The sequence below is a fragment of the Methylobacterium sp. E-025 genome, from assembly GCF_022829705.1.
Lineage (GTDB): Bacteria > Pseudomonadota > Alphaproteobacteria > Rhizobiales > Beijerinckiaceae > Methylobacterium.
On record NZ_JAKSYR010000102.1, the window covers coordinates 331,871 to 353,221 of the forward strand.

17 protein-coding genes and 1 riboswitch are annotated in these 21,351 nt (G+C 71.5%); of the genes, 8 read left to right on the forward strand and 9 right to left on the reverse strand.

Features of this window, described 5'->3' with window-relative positions; all coding sequences use genetic code 11:
- Positions 1-27: 27 nt before the first annotated feature.
- Positions 28-657 carry a pyridoxamine 5'-phosphate oxidase family protein gene (locus tag MKK64_RS13830; protein ID WP_279593164.1) on the reverse strand — a complete coding sequence of 210 codons (630 nt, stop codon included), beginning with the start codon at positions 655-657 and terminating at the stop codon, positions 28-30.
- Positions 658-912: 255 nt separating this feature from the next.
- On the opposite strand from MKK64_RS13830, the gene MKK64_RS13835 reads away from it, so the two are divergent.
- Positions 913-1,905 (forward strand): NAD(P)H-dependent flavin oxidoreductase, encoded by a 993-nt coding sequence (locus MKK64_RS13835; protein WP_243935491.1) that lies wholly within the window; start codon positions 913-915, stop codon positions 1,903-1,905.
- Here the strand turns inward: MKK64_RS13835 and MKK64_RS13840 are convergent.
- The 5 genes from MKK64_RS13840 to MKK64_RS13860 all read right to left on the reverse strand — a co-directional run bounded on the left by MKK64_RS13840 (position 1,890) and on the right by MKK64_RS13860 (position 7,751).
- Positions 1,890-3,089, reverse strand: a complete 1,200-nt coding sequence (locus MKK64_RS13840) for a sensor domain-containing diguanylate cyclase (protein ID WP_243935492.1) — start codon at positions 3,087-3,089, stop codon at positions 1,890-1,892. The genes MKK64_RS13835 and MKK64_RS13840 overlap by 16 nt on opposite strands.
- A gap of 177 nt (positions 3,090-3,266) precedes the next feature.
- Complete coding sequence (locus MKK64_RS13845) at positions 3,267-4,565, reverse strand: HlyC/CorC family transporter (RefSeq protein WP_147841603.1); 1,299 nt, start codon at positions 4,563-4,565, stop codon at positions 3,267-3,269.
- A gap of 113 nt (positions 4,566-4,678) precedes the next feature.
- Complete coding sequence (locus tag MKK64_RS13850; RefSeq protein WP_243935493.1) at positions 4,679-5,938, reverse strand: glycosyltransferase family 87 protein; 1,260 nt, start codon at positions 5,936-5,938, stop codon at positions 4,679-4,681.
- 81 nt (positions 5,939-6,019) lie between these two features.
- On the reverse strand, positions 6,020-7,138 hold the full coding sequence (gene aroB / locus MKK64_RS13855) for a 3-dehydroquinate synthase (protein WP_243935494.1): 1,119 nt from the start codon (positions 7,136-7,138) through the stop codon (positions 6,020-6,022).
- Between the two features lie 7 nt (positions 7,139-7,145).
- The gene (locus tag MKK64_RS13860) at positions 7,146-7,751 is read right to left on the reverse strand and encodes a shikimate kinase (RefSeq protein WP_147727186.1); all 606 of its coding nucleotides are present in this window, start codon (positions 7,749-7,751) and stop codon (positions 7,146-7,148) included.
- A 338-nt stretch (positions 7,752-8,089) separates the two neighbouring features.
- Between MKK64_RS13860 and MKK64_RS28265 the strand changes: the two genes are divergently transcribed.
- The 6 genes from MKK64_RS28265 (at position 8,090) to MKK64_RS13890 (ending at position 15,888) form a co-directional block, all read left to right on the forward strand.
- On the forward strand, positions 8,090-8,242 hold the full coding sequence (locus MKK64_RS28265) for a histidine kinase (protein ID WP_147730042.1): 153 nt from the start codon (positions 8,090-8,092) through the stop codon (positions 8,240-8,242).
- Positions 8,239-9,225, forward strand: a complete 987-nt coding sequence (locus MKK64_RS13870) for a site-specific tyrosine recombinase XerD (RefSeq protein WP_313898914.1) — start codon at positions 8,239-8,241, stop codon at positions 9,223-9,225. Before MKK64_RS28265 ends, MKK64_RS13870 begins: the two co-directional genes overlap by 4 nt.
- A 61-nt stretch (positions 9,226-9,286) precedes the next feature.
- On the forward strand, positions 9,287-10,522 hold the full coding sequence (locus MKK64_RS13875) for an App1 family protein (RefSeq protein ID WP_243935495.1): 1,236 nt from the start codon (positions 9,287-9,289) through the stop codon (positions 10,520-10,522).
- Between the two features lie 84 nt (positions 10,523-10,606).
- Positions 10,607-10,815: riboswitch (cobalamin riboswitch) on the forward strand.
- Positions 10,816-11,108: 293 nt separating this feature from the next.
- On the forward strand, positions 11,109-13,322 hold the full coding sequence (locus MKK64_RS13880; protein ID WP_243935496.1) for a TonB-dependent receptor: 2,214 nt from the start codon (positions 11,109-11,111) through the stop codon (positions 13,320-13,322).
- Between the two features lies 1 nt (position 13,323).
- Entirely contained in the window at positions 13,324-14,814 is a 1,491-nt protein-coding gene (locus tag MKK64_RS13885; RefSeq protein ID WP_243935497.1) for a PepSY domain-containing protein, read from the forward strand.
- Positions 14,815-14,958: 144 nt separating this feature from the next.
- Positions 14,959-15,888 (forward strand): 3-keto-5-aminohexanoate cleavage protein, encoded by a 930-nt coding sequence (locus tag MKK64_RS13890; protein WP_243935498.1) that lies wholly within the window; start codon positions 14,959-14,961, stop codon positions 15,886-15,888.
- Between the two features lie 6 nt (positions 15,889-15,894).
- Here the strand turns inward: MKK64_RS13890 and MKK64_RS13895 are convergent, their stop codons facing one another.
- Positions 15,895-17,280 carry an FAD-binding oxidoreductase gene (locus MKK64_RS13895; protein ID WP_243935499.1) on the reverse strand — a complete coding sequence of 462 codons (1,386 nt, stop codon included), beginning with the start codon at positions 17,278-17,280 and terminating at the stop codon, positions 15,895-15,897.
- A gap of 224 nt (positions 17,281-17,504) precedes the next feature.
- Here MKK64_RS13895 and MKK64_RS13900 point away from each other — a divergent pair, with 224 nt between their 5' ends.
- Positions 17,505-17,762: a hypothetical protein gene (locus MKK64_RS13900; protein WP_147729370.1), complete on the forward strand. Its 258-nt coding sequence runs from the start codon at positions 17,505-17,507 to the stop codon at positions 17,760-17,762.
- A 103-nt stretch (positions 17,763-17,865) separates the two neighbouring features.
- Here MKK64_RS13900 and MKK64_RS13905 read toward each other — a convergent pair whose 3' ends face one another.
- Together MKK64_RS13905 and MKK64_RS13910 are read right to left on the reverse strand one after the other, a co-directional pair.
- Positions 17,866-18,567, reverse strand: coding sequence for a hypothetical protein (locus tag MKK64_RS13905; protein WP_243935500.1), 702 nt, complete (start codon positions 18,565-18,567; stop codon positions 17,866-17,868).
- A 42-nt stretch (positions 18,568-18,609) separates the two neighbouring features.
- Positions 18,610-21,306, reverse strand: coding sequence for an ABC transporter ATP-binding protein (locus MKK64_RS13910; RefSeq protein WP_243935501.1), 2,697 nt, complete (start codon positions 21,304-21,306; stop codon positions 18,610-18,612).
- Between the last annotated feature and the right edge of the window lie 45 nt (positions 21,307-21,351).

The window sequence follows — 21,351 nt, forward strand, 5'->3', positions numbered from 1 at the left end:
GGGACCTCCGGCGATCCCGCGCGATGCTCAGTAGAGCCGGGTGCGGTAGGCCTCCTCGGTCGAGCGCTCGGCATCGGCGACGCTCGCGGTGCCGGTCTGCTCGGCGAGGATGCGCCCGAGGCTCGGGAAGCTCTTGCGCTCGACCTGCGCCTCCGGCGACCACAGCTTGGCCCGCATCAGCGCCTTGGCGCAGTGGAAGAACACCTCCTCCACTGCGACGCGCAGACCCGTCACCGGGACCTTGCCCTGGGCGACCAGGGGCGCGAGCATCTCGGCCGACGTGACCAGCGCCGCGCGCCCGTTCACCCGCAGCGTCTCGTCGATGCCCGGCACGAAGAAGATCAGCCCGACCCCGGGATTGCCGAGCACGTTGCCGAAGCTGTCGACGCGGTTGTTGCCGCGGCGGTCCGGGATCAGCAACGTCGCGTCGTCGAGGATCCGGACGAAGCCGGGAGCGTCGCCGCGCGGGCTCGCGTCGGCCCGGCCATCCGCGTCCATCGAGGCGAGCACGAGGAAGGGCGAGAGCGCGATGAAATCGCGCGCGAAGTGATCGAGCCGCGGGAGCACCTTGTGCTCGGCCATCGGCCTGATCGCGCCGACATGCGTGCGCAACGCCTCGGGAACGCCGAGAATCGTGTCGTCGATCGTCCCGCTCAAGCGGCATCCTCCGGGTTCGGGCCGTGGCGGCCCTCTGACATGGCCTCGAGCCGGCCGGCACGCGCGATCGCCGCGCGAGACCGGACCGGCTCCGACCGAGCCTGCACCTTGGCCCCGGGCTGCACAACCCGCGCCACGGCCTGGCGACGGCCGACGCCGGTGTCCGTCGATGTCGTCGGCAAACCTGCGTCGGAGCCTTGACGGCGCGACCGCCCGGCCCTTGATCCTCGCCGCGACGATCGAGAGGCAGGGCGCATGACCGAATCCGCATCGAACGAACGCCTGCCCCCGGCGTTGCGCGGCACGCTGGCCCTGCCGGTGATCGCCGCACCGCTGTTCATCGTGTCAGGGCCCGACCTCGTGATCGCCCAGTGCCTGTCGGGCATCGTCGGGTCGTTTCCCGCGCTGAATGCCCGGCCAGCCGAACGCCTCGACACCTGGCTGTCGCTCATCACCGGCACGCTCGCCGCGGCGCGGGCGGCCGAGCCGACGCGGCGGATCGCGCCGTTCGCGGTCAATCAGATCGTCCACGCCTCGAACGACCGGCTGGCCCGGGACGTCGCCGCCTGCGTCGCCCACGCGGTCCCGATCGTCATCACCTCGCTCAGGGCGCCCGACGCCGTGGTGCGGCCGATCCACGGTTACGGCGGCGTGGTGTTCCACGACGTCACCACCGTCCGACACGCGGAGAAGGCGCTGGAGGCCGGCGTCGACGGGCTGATCCTGGTCTGCGCCGGCGCGGGCGGGCATGCCGGCACGCTGAGCCCGTTCGCCCTGCTCGGCGAGGTGCGGCGCTTCTACGACGGGCCGATCATCCTGTCGGGGGCGATCACCACCGGCAGCGCGATCCTCGCCGCGCAGGCGATGGGCGCCGACCTCGCCTACATGGGCACGCGCTTCATCGCGACGGCGGAGGCCAACGCCGCCGACGGCTACAAGGCGATGATCGCGGAAAGCGCGGCCGCCGACATCCTCTACACCCCGTTCTTCACGGGCGTGCCCGGAAACTACCTGAGCCCCAGCATCCGCGCCGCCGGGCTCGATCCCGAGAGCCTGCCGGACGTCGGCAAGAGCGCGATGGACTTCGGCAGCAGCCGGGCGAAGCCGTGGCGCGACGTGTGGGGTGCCGGCCAGGGCGTCGGGACCATCGCGGACGCGCCGCCCGTGGCGGACGTGGTCGCACGGCTCGCGCGCGAATACGCGGCTGCCCGCGCACGCCTGGGGGCCGCAGCCTACTCGGCTGCCTGAGGCCAAGGCAGTCGCCGGTTTCGGGCGGCCTGCGCATCCGGACCGTCCGCCTCGGCCAGTTCCGTCCGGCTGCGGCCGTTGCGCTTGGCGCGGTAGAGCGCGAGGTCGGCCCGGCGCATCAGGTCGTCGAAACGCTCATGTCCCGGCGTGCTCACCGCCACGCCGATGCTGCAGCTGACCTCGAGGTGCGGCAGCGTCGGCAGGCGCAGGGCGGCGAAGGCGCGGCCGAAGCGGACCGCCTCGCGCCGGGCGGCCTCCGGGGTCTGGGCCGGGATCAGGCACGCGAACTCCTCGCCACCGAGCCGGCCGAACGCGCGATCGCCCGGCAGCAAGGCCCGCCCCAGGGCGCAGAAACCGACCAGCACTCCGTCGCCGACCGCGTGGCCGTAGGTGTCGTTCACACGCTTGAAGTGATCGAGGTCGAACAGCAGCAGCGCGCTCGGCGAGGGCCGCGCCAGCATCGCCTCGGCCTCCAGCACGAAGGCGCGGCGGTTGGCGATGCCGGTCAGCGGATCGACCGATGCGGCGAGCCGCTGTGCCCGCTCGGCCCGCTCCTTGGTCAGCGCCATGAACGTGAAGGCGAGGGCGATCGTGAACAGCATCGCGGCAAAGCACAGGATCGCGACCCAGCGCGATTGCAGGGCGTCGGGGCTGGTCGGCAGGGGGGCGAGGAAGGCTGCGGGGATCCGGACCGCGTAGCAGATCCCGTAGATGCACAGCAGGATCATCGCGGGGTAGCGCGAGACCAGCCGCTCCGCCCGGCCGCGCCAGATCTCGTACGCGCTCGCCGTGCAAAAGACGGTGGCGATCGACGAGGCGAGGACGACCCGCGCCGCGATCGAGCCGTAGAACGCCGGGACGAGGCAGGCCGCCGCGAAGGCGCCGCCGCTCAGGATCGCGATCGACAGGCGCAGGCTCCGCCCCTCGAAGGCCCGCACGCCGCTCCAGATCAGACCGTAGGCGGCGATCATCATCGCGTTGGCGACGCCGATGGAGAGCCAGTCGGGGATCGTGCCGCGCAGGGCCAGCCCGCCGGAGGCGATCGCGCCCACGAGGTGCGCGACGCCCCAGATCGCCAGAGCGAGCGTCCGACGTGCCTGAACCCACGACAGCACGAAGAGCACGCCCACGAGGAACGTGAGGACGAAGGTCACCAGCAAGAGGGTCGCGATGTCGAGACGCATGGTCCGCTTGACGTCTCCCGACGATCACTCCGATGGCCGAGACCACACCTGTGATACGGCACCCGAGACTGAGCACAACATCAGACTAGAGCATAAACAACATCTAAACGCCTGTTTCGGGCCTGGCTACTACCAAATCTCCGTAACATAGGTTATCGAGATGACGGGCCAAATCCTTCATCCGTCGCCACGCTTGCTCCCCGTCGGCTCCAGCGGCGTGATCCGCAGGGTCGTGATGCGATTCTTTGCCTTGCGCAGGACCTGGAAGCGGAAGCCGTGGAAGTTGAAGGCGGTTCCCTGGTCGGGGATGGCGCGCGCCTCGTGGATGACGAGCCCGGCGATGGTGGTCGCCTCCTCGTCCGGCAGGTTCCAGTCCATCGCCCGGTTGAGGTCGCGGATCGGCACGCCGCCGTCGGCGTTGACCGAGCCGTCGCCCTGCGGCCGCACGCCCGAGACGGTGACGTCGTGCTCGTCGGCGATGTCGCCGACGATCTCCTCGAGGATGTCCTCCAGGGTGATGAGGCCCATCACCTCGCCGTACTCGTCGACGACGAGGGCGAAGTGGGTCTTCTTCGAGAGGAAGGCCTTGAGCTGGTCGCGCAGGCTGGTGGTGTCCGGCACGAACCAGGTCTCGAGCGCCAGCGCCTCGACCTTGAGGCCGGACGCGTCGCCGCCGGCCGCGTCGAGGGCCCGGAGCAGGTCCTTGGCATGCAGCACGCCGACGACGTTCTCCGTGGTGCCGCGCCACAGCGGCATCCGTGTGTAGGGCGAGGCCAGCACCTCGCGCACGATCTCCTCGGAGGGCAGGTCGGCGTTGATGATCCGCATCTTGGTGCGGTGGACCATCACCTCGGAGACCGAGAGGTCGTTGAGGTCGAGCAGGCCGCCGAGCATGTCGCGCTCGGCCTTGGCCACCCCGCCCTCGCGGTGCAGCAGCGCGACCTGCCCGCGGATCTCCTCGGTCGGCGACAGGATCGACTGGTGGTCGCCGATCGTGACGCCGAACGGGCGCAGCATCAGCCGCACCAGGCTCTCGATCGCGAGCGCCGCCGGGCCCATCACCGCGACCGCGAAGGCGACGGGGCGGGCCATCATCAGGGCCGCCTTGTCGGGCTTCGAGATGGCGAGCGTCTTCGGCAGCACCTCGGCGAAGACGATCACCAGCACTGACATGCCGACGGTGGCGTAGATGACGCCGCTCTTGCCGAAGACCGCGGTCAGCACGCTCGTCATGAAGGCGGAGGCGCCGATCGCGACGATGTTGTAGCCGATCAGCATCGCGCCGATGAAGCGCTCGCGGATCGCCAGGATGCGGTTGACTATGCCCGCCCGCGCATCCCCCGCCTCCTCCAGGGAATGCATCCGCGCGCGGGACGCGGCGGTGAAGGCTGTCTCCGCGCCCGCGAAGAAGGCCGAGAGCAGCAGCGAGATCACGACGATGCTCGCGGCCAGCCAGAGGTCGGTGTGGGTTTCCATCGCGCCGGGTTTTCGAGCTCATGCCGTCGCGGCAGGCTCGGGATCGAGGCGCGACGGCGACATCCCTCATAGGGGATTCGGCGCCGGATTGCCCTATCGCCGGGCGCGCAGGGTCAGGATTTGGCCGGCACCGCCGGTCCCAGGCGCGGCACGGGGCGCGGCAGCGCCCGCGCGGCGATGCAGGCGAGCGTCGCGAGGCCGAGGAGGAAGCCGAAGGGGAGGCTCGTCGCCGCCATCGCCGGGCGCAGCAGCGCGACGAAGGGGGCGGCGAGCATCAACGCCCGCTCACGGTCGTGCAGGCCGCCGGCGCGGTGGGCGGCGATCGCGAGGAGGATCGTCGCCGGAACCAGAGGGACGAGGTCGTAGACCGGCACGTAGGGCGAGACCATCGGAGCCGCAGCGAGCAGCGTCGCGGCGCGCAGGCCGAGGTCGCCGTTGCCGGCCCAGACCCGCCAGGCGACCGCGAGCGCCGCGAGGCTCGCGCCGATCTGCAGCGTCCAGGCCGCCGCGAACGAGCCGCCGGCCAGCCGGACCGCGCCGAAGGCGCTGGCGTTGAGATCGAGGCCGGCGCCGGCCTCCTGCAGGATGATCCGGTTGGTCTCCGACAGGCTCGCGACGAAGGCCTGCCACGGCGCGAGCCCGAACAGGACGACCGAGGCGAGACACAGGGCCAGTGCCGTGGCGAGGCAGGCGGCGAGCGCCTGTCGGCGGCCCGTCATGAGCAGCAGGAACGGCGCCAGCGCTGCGAGTTGCGGCTTGTAGGCGACGAGCCCGAAGCAGAGACCGGCGAGCCAGGGCCGCCGGTCGACCAGCATCGCTCCGAGCGTCAGCAATCCAGCGGTGACGAGGCCGTTCTGGCCGTAGGCGAGATTGCAGAGCACCAGCGGGTGCGCGAGCCCGATCAGCACCGCGTCGCGCCGCCCGGTCGCACGGTGGAGCGCAGCGGCGAAGATCGCGAGCGAGAGGGTGATCCAGACGAGGAAGGCCCCTTGCGGGCTCAGCAACGCGAGGGGGGACGCCGCCAGAAGGAACACCGGCGGGTAATGCCACGCGAACCGGCATTCCGGCCCGAAGGCCGCAGCGAGGTTCTGAAGGTGCACCGGCAGGTCGTAGGCCTCCGTCGCGCGTCCGCCCAGCGACGTCCGGCCGACCACCCAGACCTGGGCGAGATCGCTGCCCATCACGTCGCCGAGCCAGTTGTGGCGCGGATCGGGACCGGTGCCGAAGGCGAGGTAGGCCAGCGCCAGGATCGTCGGAACCAGGAACGCGGCGGCCAGGCGCGCGAAACGGAGCAGGCCGGCATCGTCGGCGAGACGTTCCCGCAGGCTGGCCGCGAAGCGCTCCGACGCGCTGACACCCTGCGACGCGCCCATGGTCCGACCCGCATCCTGGCCGAGCGCCAGCGCGGCGACGATAGGGCCGCGAGGTTCCGCCGCGGTTAATGCGGGTCGGGCTCAGCCGGCCCGCAGCTCGTCCTGCAGGAAGGCGCGCACCGCGTCCCGCTCGATTCCCGGCGCGATGAAGCTCCGGCCGATGCCGCGGGCGAGGATGAAGGTCAGCGCGCCGTCCTTCACCTTCTTGTCCTGCGCCATCGCGTCGAGCAGCGCGTCGGCGTCGCCGCAGCCGCCGAGCACGGCCTGGAGGGTGGTCGGCAGGCCGGCGAGCGCGAGGTGGTTGGCGACGCGGCCCGCATCCTGGCCCGCGCACAGGCCGAGACGGGCCGAGAAGCGGAACGCCAGCGCCAGCCCGATCGCGACGCCCTCGCCGTGGACGAGGCGGGCCGACTCGTAGCCGGTGAGGCGTTCCAGCGCGTGGCCGAAGGTGTGGCCGAGATTCAAGAGGGCGCGCTCGCCGTCCTCGCGCTCGTCGCGGACGACGACGCCGGCCTTGGCGCGGCAGCAGATCGCCACCGCCTCGTCGCGCTCCGGCCCGCCGGAGAAGATCCCGCGCCAATGGGCCTCGCACCAGTCGAAGAAGCCGGCATCGCCGATCAGCCCGTACTTGGCGACCTCGGCGTAGCCCGCCCGCATCTCGCGCTCCGAGAGCGTGTCGAGGGTCGCGGTGTCGGCGAGCACGAGGCGGGGCTGGTGGAAGGCGCCGATCAGGTTCTTGCCCAGCGGCGAATTGATCCCGGTCTTGCCGCCGACCGAGGAATCGACCTGGGCGAGCAGGCTCGTCGGCACCTGCACGAAGCGCACGCCGCGCCGCAGGGTCGCCGCGGCGAAGCCCGCGAGATCGCCGACGACGCCGCCGCCGAGGGCGACCACGAGGTCGCCGCGCTCGACCTTGTGGGCGAGCAGGCCGTCGCAGACCGACGCGTAGGTCGCGTAGGATTTCGAGGCCTCGCCCGGCGCCACCGCGACGAGTGCGGAGCGCAGGCCCGCTTCCTCCAGGCTCCTCCGCAGGGCGTCGCCGTAGAGCGCCGCGACGGTCTCGTCGCTGACGATCACCGCCGCCTTGCCGCCCAGCGCCGCCACGCGCGCGCCGGCGCCGGCGATGAGGCCGCGCCCGATCAGGATGTCGTAGTCGCGGCCCCGGTCGAGGGGGACGTGGACGGCGAGGGGCTCGGTCATGACAGCTTCACTGCGCGGCGACCGCGCGGCTCTCGTCCGGCGGGTTGAGGTAGGCGTCGAGGGCTTCGAGCACGTCCTGCACGACGCGGTCGTGGGCGACGTCGCGGGACAGCGCGGTCACGTCGGAGGCGGCATAGACCGGATGGCGCAGGTCCATCAGGTCGCGCATGGTCCGCTCGGGATCCTCGGTCTGGAGCAGCGGGCGGTTGCCGCGCTTGCGCACCCGCCGCATCAGCACGTCGAGCTCGGCCTTGAGCCAGACCGACACGCCCGATTCCGCGATTCGCGCGCGGGTCGACTCGCGCATGAACGCGCCGCCGCCGGTGGCCAGGACCAGCGGCCCCGCCCGCAGCAGGCGCGAGATCACGCGCTCCTCGCCGTCGCGAAAGCTCGGCTCGCCGTAGATCGCGAAGATGTCGGGGATGGTCAGGCCCGCGGCCGCCTCGATCTCGATGTCGGCGTCCTTGAAGATCAGGCCGAGCCGGCTCGCGAGGCGGCGGCCGACAGTGCTCTTGCCCGCTCCCATCAGGCCCACGAGCACGATCGAGCGCGAGCCGAGGGCCCGGCGCAGGCGCGCTTCGATCGGATCGCCCATCGGCTCGGGCGTGGTCATCGGGCGGGGCTCGGCATGGACGGCAAAGGGCGGGTCGGCGACGGGGCTGGAAGCGGGTGCGGCGGTGTCCCGGGTCTTATACCAAGTCTGCGGGGTTATCACCCATGCGGTCGGGCCCGCGGCCGCCGCCCCCTGAAATCTCGGAAAGGTCCCGGAGACAGCATGGAGCCGGCCCGATGCGCCGGCCCATCGTCGCGGCGAGACGGGCGCAGGATGTGGCCTTCCGGGCCTTGCCAGCGCGGCGGCGGCATGGTGCAACCCGGGTCGCCGCGGCGCAAAACTTAAGTCCCCGCTGCGCCCTGCTCCATCGCGTCCGCGTGCCCCGAGGTTCGACCGCTGTGCCGACCCTATTCCGTTTCTTCGCCACCCTCGCGATCCTGGCCGGCCTCGTCTTCGCCGGCATGTTCGCGCTCGCGACCTTCGTGACGCCGACGCCGCGGGAAATGAGCGTGACCATCCCCGCCTCGAAGCTCCAGCCGGGCGGCCGGTGAGGGAGGAGCGTCCGCCCGAGGCCGAGCGGCGGACGCCGCCCGAGATCGCGGCCTACCTCGACATGCTGGCCGCCGAGCGCGGAGCGGCGAAGAACACCCTCGAAGCCTACCGGCGCGATCTCGACGACTACTTCGGTCACCTCGCCGACGAGGGCCTCGACCTCGCCGAGATCGAGGCGGCGGACCTCCGCGCCTACGTCGCCTCCCTCGAGCCGCGTGGCCTGAAGCCGGCCTCCGCCGCCCGGCGGCTCTCCTGCATCCGCGGCTTCCACAAGTTCCTCTACGCGGAAGGGCTGGCCGAATCCGATCCGAGCGCGCCGCTCACCGGCCCGCGCCGCGGCCGCGCGCTGCCGAAGGTGCTGTCGGTCGCCGAAGTCGACCGGCTGCTCGCGACGGCGCGCGCACAGATCGATGCGGCGGTCGAGGCCGAGGCACCGGGCCAGGCGCGGCGGGCGCAGCGGATGCTGTGCCTGCTCGAGCTGCTCTACGCCACGGGCCTGCGCGTCTCCGAGCTGATCGCGCTTCCGCGCTCGGCCGCCTCGACCCGCGAGCGCTACCTCGTGGTGCGGGGAAAGGGTGGGCGCGAACGGCTCGTGCCGCTCACCGAGCTGGCGCGCGACGCGATGCGCCGGCACCTCGCCGCCTCGCCGAGCGATGCGCCGTGGCTGTTTCCCGCCGACAGCGAGAGCGGCCATCTCACCCGGCAGGCCTTCGCCCGCGACCTGAAGGCGGCGGCGGAGGCTGCGGGCCTGCGCGCCGACAAGGTCAGCCCGCACGTGCTGCGCCACGCCTTCGCCAGTCACCTGCTGCACAACGGCGCCGACCTGCGGATCGTGCAGGAGCTGCTCGGCCACGCCGACATCTCGACGACGCAGATCTACACGCACGTCCTCGACGACCGCCTGAAGAGCATGGTCCGCGACCTGCATCCGCTGATGGACGAGCCCTCCGGCCCCGACGGCGCACCGGAGGTGCAGCCGTGAGGGCTCCGATCCGCCGCTTGCGGCGTTGACCGGCTCAGGCGACGGAAGCGGGCGATCGGCGATGGGAGTGCGTTTGCGGCGTTGGAGGAAGGGCGCGGTCCGGGCGCTGAAGCTCGTCGCCCGCCCGGTCCGCCGGGCGCAGGGGCGCGGCGGCATCGTCATCGAGCCCTATCGCGGCTACGGCTCCGCCGACGAGATCTTCCTGATCGGCCGCATCTTCCGCCAATCCCACCCCGATACGGCACCGGGCGACGAGAGCCTGCGCGCGCAGCTGCGGGACATCGCCCGGCGGATCGCGCGGCGGGCGCTGAAGGACGCCGCCGTCACCGCCCGCTTCGGCGGCGCGCAGGCGCGGGTCGAGACCGACCGCGACGGCTACTTCCGCGTCCATCTCAGCCCGGAGGCGTTGCCCGCGGGCGACCATGGCTGGCACGACGTCGACCTCACGCTCGAGGCGGAGCCGCCGGTGCGGGCGCGGGGGCAGGTGTTCGTGCCGCCGGGCGCCACCGGTTGCGTCGTCGTCAGCGACATCGACGACACGGTGATGCGCACGGGCGTCGCCAACAAGGCCAAGATGCTGTGGCGGCTGTTCGTGGAGGATGCCGAGAACCGCGTCGCCTTCCCCGGCGTCGCCGCGCTCTACCGGGCCCTCTACGTCGGCCCGGACGGCATCGAGGCCAACCCGATGCTCTACGTCTCGCGCGCGCCGTGGGGCCTGTACGAGATGCTGTCGGAGTTCTTCACGATCCACGGCATCCCGGTGGGCCCGATCCTGTTCCTGCGCGAATGGGGCCTGTCGTGGAAGCACCCCCTCCCCCGCCGGGCGGAGGATCACAAGCGCGCCCTGATCGTCCACATGCTGTCGCTGTATCGCGACCTGCCCTTCGTGCTGATCGGCGACAGCGGGCAGCACGATCCGGAGGTCTACGGCCGGCTCGTCGCCGACCATCCGGGCCGGGTGAAGGCGGTCTACATCCGCAACGTGTCGCGGGACGCCGACCGCATACGCGAGATCGAGGCGCTGGCGCAGGTCGTCGCGGCCGCCGGGAGCCACCTCGTCATCGCCGCCGACAGCACCGCCATCGCCCGGCACGCGGCGAGCCTCGGCCTGATCGCACCGGGCGCGGTCGCCCTGGTGGCGGACGAGCACGCGGCCGGCGGCGAGCCGGCGGAGCTGACCGCGGAGACCGCCCTGCCGGGCGACCTCGGCTCCGTCCTCGGCGGCGCCGGAGGAACCTTGCCGCCGAGCGTCGTCGTCGAGGCGTCGGCGCAGGACGGATCGCATGTCTCGACCTAGCGCCACCGTGCGCGCCGTCGCTGTCGCCGCCGGGTCACACTTCACAGGAGCGTGCTTCCGGCCGTTGACTCTTCGGGACCGCGGAAGCCACTTGGCGGGGACGGTTCCCCTCGGGGATCAAAAGGGAACGCGGTGAGGACGAGGCTCCGAGGAGCCTTTCCGATGCCGCGGCTGCCCCCGCAACTGTAAGCGGCGAGCCTCCATCAACACGTCACTGGGTCACGGCGCCTGGGAAGACGATGAGGGGCAGCGACCCGCGAGCCAGGAGACCTGCCGTCAGTCGTGGTCACACGCGAAACGCGTCGGGCGGGGTGCCTCGACGGGTGTCGAGACGCATGGGCCCGCGCGGCGCATGCGGGGCGGCCTCGTTCGCGGTGACGTGCCACCACACGCGTCCGCACGTCCCTTCCATGCCCTTGCCGACCGCGAGACCCGCGCCGAACGACGCACAGGAAGCCGCCCGGCATCCGTGCGCCGGCGGCCGAGCCGCGTTCGGCCGATCGCCTAATTGTAACATTGTTACATTCGATGTAGATCGAGGGTCGGGCAGGCCGTCGCGTCGCGCCGATAGAGCCGAATCCGATCCATGCTCGTTCTTCTGCAAACCGCTCGTTCCCTCGGGCGCGCGACGCGCTGCCTGCTCCTCGCCGGCACGGCGCTCGTCATCCTCGCTGCGCCGCGAGAGGCCGGCGCGCAGCCGGTCGCCGGCGAATCGGCGAGCGTCGTGCTCGACACCCTCACGGTCGCGGGCGACGGCGTCGGCTTGAGCCGCGCCGCGCCGGTCGGCCTCAACCTGCGCACGCCCGACCGCGGCGCGAGCCGCCTCGGCCTCACGCCGCTGGAGACCCCCGGCAGCGTCGACGTCATCTCCGGCGAGACCGCGCGGCTGCGCGGCCAGGACACGATCGCGGACGCCGTGACGCAGAACGCCACCGGCATCACCACCATCGCCTCGCCGGGCAACGGCAACGGCGCCTTCACCAGCCGCGGGTTCTCGGGGCCGAACTCGATCCAGCAGCTCTACGACGGCACGCGGCTGTTCGTCGGCGCCAACACGGTGACCTTCCCGTTCGACACCTGGAACGTCGAGCGCATCGAGGTGCTGCGCGGGCCGGCCTCCGTGCTCTACGGCGACGGGGCGATCGGCGGCGTCATCAACGTGGTGACGAAGAAGCCGACCTTCATGCCCATCAACGTGGTGCGGGCCGGCGTCGGATCGGACGGGATCGCGCGGCTCGCCCTCGATTCCGGCGGCCCGATCGGCGACGCGGTGGCCTATCGCCTCAACGTCAGCGGCAACCGCGCCGGCGGCTGGATCAGCCCGGACGGCGACTTCCGCAACCTCGCGGTCTCGGGCGCGATCCTGCTCCAGGCCACGCCCGACCTCGCCTTCACCCTGAGCCACGACCTCGGCTATCAGGAGCCGGCGCGCTACTGGGGCACGCCGCTGGTTGACGGGCGCATCCCGGATTTCATCCGGTTCAAGAACTACAACGTCCGCGACGCCAAGATCACCTGGGCGGACAACTGGACCCAGCTCAAGACGGAGTGGACGCCCACCGCCGACATCACGGTGCGCAACACCGCCTACCGGCTGCAGAGCAGGCGCCACTGGCTCGACGTCGAGACCTACAGCTTCAACCGATCGACGCGATTGGTCGACCGGAGCGACTACACCGAAATCTACCACCAGCAGGAACAGCTCGGGAACCGGTTCGACGCCGCGTTCAAGGGCACGCTGTTCGGCTTCCGCAACGAGTTCCTGGCCGGCTTCGACGTGAACCACATCGATTTTCGGCACACCAACAACTTCTCGACCGTCGGATCGGGCCTCGTCACCAGCGTCCCGCTGACGGATTACGACCCGGGCTCGTTCCCGCTGAACGGCCGCGCCAGCCCGGCCTACGCGACGAGCACAGACCAGGCCTCGGTCTTCGCCGAGGACCGGCTGATCCTCACCGACCAGCTCTCGTTCCTGTCCGGCGTCCGGTTCGACGCCTCGACCCTGCAGCGCGAGAACCTGATGAGCAACGCGCAGTTCGAGAAGTCCTTCCAGGGCCTCGGCTACCGCTTCGGGCTGGTGTTCAACCCGACGCCGGACACCGCGCTCTATGCGCAGGTCGCCACCGCCACGGACCCGGTGAACAGCCTGATCACGCTGTCGCAATCGCTGGCCGGCTTCAAGCTCTCCACCGGCGAGCAGGTCGAGCTCGGCGCCAAGGGCGTGTTCTGGGACGGCCGAGGCGAGTGGACGCTCGCCGGCTACCGCATCGTCAAGGACAACCTGATCTCGGCGGTGCCGGGCCAGCCGAACGTCTCGACGCAGGTCGGCCGGCAATCCTCCTACGGGGTCGAGGCGGCGCTCTCGCTGCAGGTCACGCCGCTCTGGCGGGTCGACGCGAACCTCGCCCTGCTGCACGCGCAGTACGATTCCTTCGACCAGGCCGTGAACGGCGCGACGATTTCGTACGCCGGCAACCGGCCGATCGACGTGCCCGAGCGGGTCGCCAACCTCTGGCTCAATTACGCCTTCGCGCCGACCTGGGAAGCACGGGTCGGGTTCCAGTACGTCGGCGAGGTGTTCAGCGATTTCGGCAACACCGCGCGACGCCCGGCCTACGGGCTGGTCAACCTCGGCCTCGACCATCAGGTCACGCCGGCCTCGCGCCTGTCCTTCCGCGTCTTCAACCTGTTCGACAAGGTCTACGCGATCAGCGGAAACGCGGTGGACGGGGTCGGCAAAAACTGGCTCCTCGGGCGCCCGCGCTCGTTGGAGGTCGCCTTCACGACGGCGTTCTGAGATGGCCTCCGCAGCGCGCATGCTCGCCAAGCTCGCTAAGCTCGGCAAGACGGGGAAGCGGTGGCTGCATCTCGGCCATCGCTGGCTCGGCATCGTCACGGGGCTGTTCTTCACGACGTGGTTCGTGAGCGGCGTGGTGATGATGTACGTCGCCTACCCGTCGCTGACCGAGCCCGAGCGCCGGGCCGGGCTGCCCGCGATCGCCTGGGACGCGGTGCGGGTCTCGCCGGACGCGGCATTGGCCGACGAGCCCGGCTTTCCCCGGGCGCTGAGCCTGTCGATGCGGGGGGCCGAGCCGGTCTACCAGGTCGCGCGTTGGGACGGGTCCCGCCGCGCCGTCTCCGCGGTCGACGGCCGGGCGATCGGCCCCGCGTCACCGGACGAGGCCCTCGCTATCGCCGGCCACGATCCGCGCAGCCTGCGCCCGGCCTACCGCGACACGCTCGCCTACGATCTGTGGACGGTGCACCAGCGCTACGATGCGGTGCGCCCGCTCCACCGCATCGCGCTCGGCGATGCGGACGGCACCGAGCTCTACGTCTCGCAGCTGACCGGTGTCGTGGTGCTCGACACCACGGCGCACGAGCGGTTCTGGAACTGGTTCGGCGCCGTCCCGCACTGGCTCTACGTCGCGCCGCTGCGGGCGCAGGCGGCGCTGTGGCGCACGGTGATCGTGTGGGTCTCGGGGATCGCGATGGTCGGGGCCGTCACCGGGTTCGTGCTCGGGCTCCTGCGGATGCGGATCGCCCGACGCTATCGCTCCGGCGCGGTGACGCCCTATCGCGGCCTCGCGCGCTGGCATCATCTCGGCGGCCTGATCGGCGGGCTCGCGCTGTTGAGCTTCATCGTCAGCGGCTGGCTCTCGATGAACCCGAACCGCTGGTTCTCCTCCTTCAGCCCGTCGCAGGCGATGCTCGAACGCTACGCCGACGCACCCGGCGCCCGCACCGGGCTCGACCGCGCCGCGATCCGCCAGCGCGCCTGCACGGACGCGGCGGAGGTGCGGTTCACCTGGCTCGGCGGTGCGCCGCTCGCGGTGATCGCCTGCCGCGACGGACGGGAGATCGCCTGCTGCGGAACGGCGCCGGTCGCGCCCGACCGGCTGGACGCCGCCGCGCGCCGCCTGGTCCCGGAGGCTCGATCGATGACGACCTCTCGGCTCGAGCGCGAGGACTTCTACTGGACCTCGCACCACCGCGCCCGGCGCCTGCCGGTGCTCCGGGTGGTGTTCGACGACCCGGCGGCGACGTGGTTCCACATCGATCCCGAGACCGGCGAGATCCTGAACCGGCTCGACCGGTCGGGCCGCGTCGAGCGCTGGGGCTTCGACCTGCTGCACACCCTCGATCTCGGCATCCTCCTGCGCCACCGCCCCGCCTGGGACGGGGTCATGCTGCTGCTGCTCGCGGCCGGATCGGTGATCGCGGGCTCGGGCGTGGCGATGGGCTGGCGCCGGCTGAGACGGCCGGCGGCCGGATCGCGCCCGGCTTGAGTGCGGGCCGATCCCCTCGCTCGGCTCGGCGAGGCTTGCTCAGCGAGGCTTGCTCAGCGAGGCTTGGCCCGCACGGGGCGGCAGCGCTACCATCGCAGCGAAGGGCCCGGAGCGGTCCGCGAACAGACAGGGACGGACGCTGCCATGGCGCGCGCGCGAAAAGTCATCATCACCTGCGCCGTCACCGGCGCGATCCATACGCCGAGCATGTCGCCCTACCTGCCGGTGACGCCGGAGGAGATCGCCGACGCCGCAATCGGCGCAGCGGAGGCGGGCGCGGCCATCGTCCACCTGCACGCCCGCAACCCGCAAACCGGCGAGCCCGACCAGACGCCGGAGGCCTTCGCCAAGTTCCTGCCCGTCATCAAGCAGCGCTCGAGCTGCGTGGTGAACATCACCACCGGCGGCGCGCCGACGATGATCATCGAGGAGCGCGTGCGCCCGGCCGCGACCTTCAAGCCGGAGATCGCCTCGCTCAACCTCGGCTCGATGAACTTCGGCCTGTTCGGGATGCTCGACCGCTTCAAGGATCTCGAGCACGAATGGGAGCGGACGTATCTGGCCAACAAGGACATCATCTTCCGCAACTCGTTCGGGCAGATCGAGCACATCCTCACCACCTGCGCCGGCAACGACACACGATTCGAGTTCGAGTGCTACGACACCGCCCACCTCTACAATCTCAAATACTTCTTCGACCGCGGCCTGGTGAAGGCGCCGCTGTTCATCCAGACCGTGTTCGGGTTGCAGGGCGGCATCGGCTCGCACCCGGACGACGTGATGCACATGAAGCGTACCGCCGATCGGCTGTTCGGTGACCAGTACCACTGGTCGGTGCTGGGCGCCGGGCGCAATCAGATGAACATCGCGGCGATGGCGGCGGCGATGGGCGGCAACGTCCGCGTCGGGCTCGAGGACAGCCTCTGGGCAGGCCCGGGCCGGCTCGCGCAGTCGAACGCCGAGCAGGTCGCCCAGGTCCGCCGGATCATCGAAGGGCTGGGGCTCGAGGTCGCGACGCCGGACGATGCCCGCGAGATGCTGTCGCTGAAGGGCGGCGACCGCGTCGGGTTCTGAGGCCCGTCACCCGGCGGGGTTCGCGAGAATCTTGCCGGGATTGAGGATGTTCCTCGGGTCGAGCGCGCGCTTGACCGCGCGCATCGTCGCGATCTCGGCGGTCGAGCGCGAGAGCCCGAGCTTGCCGCGCTTCTCCAGCCCGATGCCGTGCTCGGCCGAGACCGAGCCTTGAAGCGCGGCGAGCGGCTCGTAGATCGCCGCCTCGACCTCTGCTTCGAGGGCGGGGTCCGGCAGGCGCGCGGTGTTCCAGTGAATGTTGTTGTCGCCGACATGCCCGTAGGCGACGCTGGCCGCGTCCGGGTGGATCGCGGCGATCCGCGCGCGCGCCTCGGCGACGTAGCCGGCCATGGCCGAGAGCGGCACGCTGACGTCGAACGGGCGGCCGAGCCCGGCCTCGACCAGCATCTCGACGCGGTCGCGGATGCGCCACAGCGCGCGGCGCTGCTCCTCGGACGCCGAGACCACGGCATCGTGCACGACCGCCTCGGCCATCAGGGTCTCGAGCAGGCTCAAGAAGCGCGGTTCCTCCTCGGGCACGCACTCGACCTCGATCAGCGCGTAGTACGGGTGCTCCCGGGGGAGCGGCGGGATGAAGCGGCCGGGCGCGGTCATCGTCCGGTAGAAGTCGGGCCACATGCCCTCGAAGGACGACACCCGACCCTGGAACGCCCGCTGCGCGCGGGCGAGAATGGCGGCGGCGGCGTTCACGTCGGCGCAGGCGACGAGCGCGGTGGCGTAGCCGGCCGGCGCCGGGCGCAGGCGCAGCACCGCGCGGGTGACGACGCCGAGCGTCCCCTCCGTGCCGACGAAGAGCTGCTTCAAGTCGAGCCCGGTGTTGTTCTTGATCAGCGGCCGCATCGACGAGACGATCGTGCCGTCGGCGAGCACCGCTTCGAGGCCGAGCACCATCTCGCGCATCATCCCGTAGCGCAGCACCCGCAGGCCGCCGGCATTGGTGCTGATCGTGCCGCCGATCGTCGCCGAGCCGCGGGCTCCGAGATCGAGGGGAAAGAACAGGTCCGCCACTTCCGCCGCCGCCTGCACCGCCTCGAGCGTGGTGCCGGTGCGGACCACCATCGTCATCGCCAAGGGATCGAGCGCCTCGATCCCGGTCATGCGCTCGAGCGACAGGGCGATGTCCCCGGGCGCGCAGAGGATGCCGTCGACGAGGCCGGTGGCGCCGCCGCGCGGGACGACGGCGCGCCCCGCCGCGTGGCAGGCGGCGAGCACCGCCGAGACGTGCTCGGTGCTGCGGGGGCGGACGAGCGCGGCCGCGGCGCAAGGCTCGTCGGCACGGGTCCAGCTCGCGGGTCGGCTCGCGAGCTCGTCGCCGACGACGAGGCCGTCGGGTCCGAGGATGTCGGTGAGCCGGTCGAGAAGCGGGTCCGTCATGGGCGTGCGCGGCGTTCGGCGATCATGGGGTCGGGCGACGACGGTCTACACGATCGCGTGCGCGGCCGAAGCCGGCAGCGTGACATTCCGCACCTGCGTTCGGGGGATCGATGCGGCTCCCGCGGGCGACCGCCGCCCGCCGCATTGCAGCATCCCACCCCTCGCCCTTCCACGGCCGGAAACAGCTCATACGGTCCGGCGCTTCGAAAACCGCGGAGCGCGCCATGGGAACCTACACGCTCGCCATCGCCGACGGCGTCCTGTTCGCCTGCCTGCCGGACGAGGCCGACATCGGCTCGGCCATCACCGAGGCGACGGCGACCAATTACGGTTTCGGCATCGCGCTCAGCATCGTGCGCGGCACCGAGCTGACCGATGCGGCGCGGCCCGAGGACGACGTGGTCTGGCGCGAGACCTCCGACAGCGAGCTGCTCGACGCGGAGGGGCGCCGCTATCGCTACGCCGTGCGCCGGGCGGCCTGACGCCCCGCGCCTGGCCGCAACCAGGATCCCCGGATCATAGGACGTTCGTGCGACGGGTGCCGTCGCATGGAGCGAGCTGGCGCCCGGCTCGCACGAACGTCGGCTAGCGGCAGGAGCGCGGCAGGCGCCGCTTCCAGCGCTGGCCCGGCGCGAGGGCGGGTTCGGTCGATCGCGACTTCGTCGGCCTGCGCATCACGACAGGCGCTGCGGCGACCGGAGCGACGGCGGTCACCGGCGGAGCCGGGATCGTCGGGGCAGCGACGGCCGGCTCCGAGGACGCGTCCGCGATGTCGGCGAACGACCAGATCGCATCGGGGCGCACCATTTCGGATCGTGCCTGATCCGAACGGCCGGCTTCGGAGCGCGGGCTTTCGGACAGCATCTGCGGAGGCTTCACCCGCTTCACGCGCGGAAGCCGAAGCTCGCGCTCGATCACGGGTTCGGCCACCTCGGGCTCGGGCTCCGCCACGATCAGGCTCTGCAGGATTCGCCGAGGCTTCTCCGCCGGCACCGGCGGCGCGGGGGCGGCGGCCTGGTCGGGCCAGACCGTATCGAACGGCGACGGCGTCTCGGGCGCCGGATCGAGCGCGGCCCAGTTCAGGGGCGCCGGGGTAGGATCATCCGGCCAGGACAGGGAGTGGCGGTTCTTCGACTTGACCTCGACGGTAAAGGACCGTCGCACACGGCTGCGCAACATGCGGCGTATGATTCTCTTGGATTTGGACAGGAACGCGCGGACGCGTACCGTATTCCATGACGCTTTTTCGGCATTTTGTCGAGACGACAGTGCAGAATCGGTTTCCAACACGGAAATTCCAGGCAGAAAGCCGGCGTTTCACGCGCCGCCTCAGGCCGAACGCGCGGTCGGCACCGAGACCTCCGGCTCCGGCGCGGTCTCGACGCGGACCGCACCGGTCGTGTCGAAGCGCAGACGAACCGGGAACGGCGCCGCCTCGGCTTCCGTCGCCGCGACCGCGACGAGGCTGATCTGCGGCCCGCCGCTGGTGACGGCCGCGATCAGGGCCGATGCGCCGCCGTCGAGATGCGGGATCGTTCCGTCGACCACCAGGATCTCCGGCCGCCGCAGGATCGCGCGGGCGAGGTCGACGAGCGCCTGCTGACGCGGGGTGAGCAGGCGGCCGCGGTTGCCGACGGGGAAATCCAGCCCGCGCAGGCGGATGCGGCGTTCCAGGTCGAACTCCTGCACGACGAGGCGGACCTGGCGTTGGATCTCGGCTTCGCCGTGCATCCGCGCGGTGTTGATCCGGCCGAAGAGCAGCGCATCGAGGATCGAGCTGTGCCGGTTGATCCGCTCGGGATCGTAGGGCTCGACGTCCTCGGTGCCGTCCTCCCGTCGAAGCGCCTCGCGGACCGTGTAGCGCGCCGCCACCAGCCGCGCCCGATAAGGCGCATCGAGGAGGCCGAGCCGCTGGCGCGGCTCGACGTAGGCCAGGGCGAGGGCGAGGAACGCCTCGTTGTCGGCCGCCGGCGGCGCCTCGTCGGCACCGAGGGCCGAGAGCCGCTGCTCGAAGACCGGCAGCTCGTCCGGCGCGATCAGCGAAAACCTGCGGAACAGCGGATGGCCCGGTGGCACGTCGCGGAAGATGTCGACCAGGTTCCGGGCGATCGCCACGCCCATCCGGGCGAGGTCGTCGAGCAGGAACAGCTTGTCGAGGGCAGCGCGGAAGCGCGGTTCGGACGCGAGGTTGCGCCCGGTCAGTTCCGGAACGGTCGGCACGCCGAACAGGAGGTTCTCCGCGATCGTCGCCTGCTCGTTGTAGCGGCGCGGATCGAACGGGATCACGAGGTCGGCCATGCCCGCGGCCGCGAAGTGCTGCTGCAGGTGCCGGCGCGCGGCGACGACCCGACGCCCGGGCTCGGACTCGTGGTGCACCAAGCTGTAGGCGCTGAGGCCGAAGCGGTAGAGGTCGTCGCCCATCCCGAGGCGCTGCAGCAGGTCGAGCATTCGCGCGTCGAGGGCGGCGGCGTCCGCCAGGCCCAGGGCGGCGTAGTCGATCCAGGGATCGCTCGCATCCTCGACCGGGTTTCCGGTCCGCCGCGCTTCCGCGCGCCGGCGCCGCGCACGCTCCGGGCTGCCGGCGTCGTCGCGGATCACCGGGCGCCGGCGCAGGCCGTAGGCGAGATTGTCGCGGATCGTGCCGGGAAACAGAACCGGCTCCGGGCCGGCATAAGCGAGCGCGCGGGCCCGGCGGGCCTGCGGCAGCGTGGCGACGTCCGCGCCGCCGATCCGCACCGTTCCGCCCTGCGGCGCCTGCAGCCCGGCGACGAGCCGCGCGACCACGTGGCCGAGGCCGCCCGCGGGGGCGAGGATCGCGGCCTGCACCGGCATCGGCAGGCTGACGGCCCCGAGCTCGAGCGCCGGGCCGCCGAGGGGATCCTTGAGGCTGACGCCGTCCAGCTCGAGCGGGCCGCCGAGGGGCCGGACCAGGCCCTGGCCCTCCGGCTCGGACGGCCGCAGCCGGTGCGGCGCGAAGTGGGCGGCGACGGTCTCGTACTTCACCTCGACGTCGAGGCGCTGCTGGTCCCAGTCGATCAGCTCCTTGAGCGGCGGCGGCAGGTCGCGATAGGCGGCCAGCACGGCCACGAGCTGGCCGATGTCGAGCTCACCGCGCAGCGCGAACAGGCCGCCGATCGCATAGAAGAGGAAGGGCGTCACCTGCGCGAGCAGGTTGTTCAGGTACTTCACTAGGAACTTGCGCCGGTAGATCCGCAGGCGCAGGTCGTAGAGGCTGAACAGCCGCCCGCCGATCTCGGCACGCTCCCAGCGCCCGGTGTCGTTGACGGTGACCGCCTCGAGCCCGTCCAGCACCTCGCCGACCCGGCCGGCGAAGCTCCGCGACGCGATCTGGCGCTTCCGGCTCAAGCGGATGATCTCGCGGCGCAGGCGCGGGATCACCACGATCTGCACGAGGACGATCGAGCCGGCGACGAGCCCGAGCCACAGGTTCTGCATCAGGATGAAGATCAGCGCGGTCGCCGCCTGCGTGCCGAGGAAGCACGGCACCACGATCGCGTCGCCGATGAAGGCGCCGATCGGCTCGACCTCGTCGCGGATGATGGTCGCCGTCTCCGACGACTTCACCTCGCGCGTCGTGTCCGGGGTGAAGCGGAGCATCAGCGAGAACAGCTCGAAGCGCAGGCGCCGCAGCATGCGCTCGCCGAGCACGCCCTTGCTGAGGTTGATCCAGAACTTGAACGCGCCGTTGATCAGCACGAGGGTCAGGAACAGCCCGGAGAGCCCGAACAGCAGCCCGGTGCGGTCGACCTCGAAGCCGGAGAACAGCACCTCCTGCTCGCCGCCGAGCCAGCCGGGCCAGTGGATGATGAGGTCGAGGAAGTCGACGGTCTCGCGCCCGCCCTTGAACGCCTTGCCGGAGATGGCGTCGTTGACGATGCGCTTCGGCAGGTCGAGCGAGGCGAAGTAGAACGGCAGCGATGCGAGCACGACGGCGCAGATCGCGAACTGGTCGCGCTTCGAATGTCGCCAGATATAGCCGAACAGCGTCGGCTCCAGATCCCGCATCGCCCGTCCCCGGCCCCCGTTCCGGCTCCCATACCCTCTCGCGAG

Coding starts and splice junctions, on each gene's coding strand:
- MKK64_RS13835 (WP_243935491.1), top strand. CDS start 913: ATGACCGAATCCGCATCGAACGAACGCCTGCCCCCGGCGTTGCGCGGC.
- MKK64_RS13840 (WP_243935492.1), bottom strand. CDS start 3,089: ATGCGTCTCGACATCGCGACCCTCTTGCTGGTGACCTTCGTCCTCACG.
- MKK64_RS13845 (WP_147841603.1), bottom strand. CDS start 4,565: ATGGAAACCCACACCGACCTCTGGCTGGCCGCGAGCATCGTCGTGATC.
- MKK64_RS13850 (WP_243935493.1), bottom strand. CDS start 5,938: ATGGGCGCGTCGCAGGGTGTCAGCGCGTCGGAGCGCTTCGCGGCCAGC.
- aroB (WP_243935494.1), bottom strand. CDS start 7,138: ATGACCGAGCCCCTCGCCGTCCACGTCCCCCTCGACCGGGGCCGCGAC.
- MKK64_RS13860 (WP_147727186.1), bottom strand. CDS start 7,751: ATGACCACGCCCGAGCCGATGGGCGATCCGATCGAAGCGCGCCTGCGC.
- MKK64_RS13875 (WP_243935495.1), top strand. CDS start 9,287: ATGGGAGTGCGTTTGCGGCGTTGGAGGAAGGGCGCGGTCCGGGCGCTG.
- MKK64_RS13880 (WP_243935496.1), top strand. CDS start 11,109: ATGCTCGTTCTTCTGCAAACCGCTCGTTCCCTCGGGCGCGCGACGCGC.
- MKK64_RS13885 (WP_243935497.1), top strand. CDS start 13,324: ATGGCCTCCGCAGCGCGCATGCTCGCCAAGCTCGCTAAGCTCGGCAAG.
- MKK64_RS13890 (WP_243935498.1), top strand. CDS start 14,959: ATGGCGCGCGCGCGAAAAGTCATCATCACCTGCGCCGTCACCGGCGCG.
- MKK64_RS13895 (WP_243935499.1), bottom strand. CDS start 17,280: ATGACGGACCCGCTTCTCGACCGGCTCACCGACATCCTCGGACCCGAC.
- MKK64_RS13900 (WP_147729370.1), top strand. CDS start 17,505: ATGGGAACCTACACGCTCGCCATCGCCGACGGCGTCCTGTTCGCCTGC.
- MKK64_RS13910 (WP_243935501.1), bottom strand. CDS start 21,306: ATGCGGGATCTGGAGCCGACGCTGTTCGGCTATATCTGGCGACATTCG.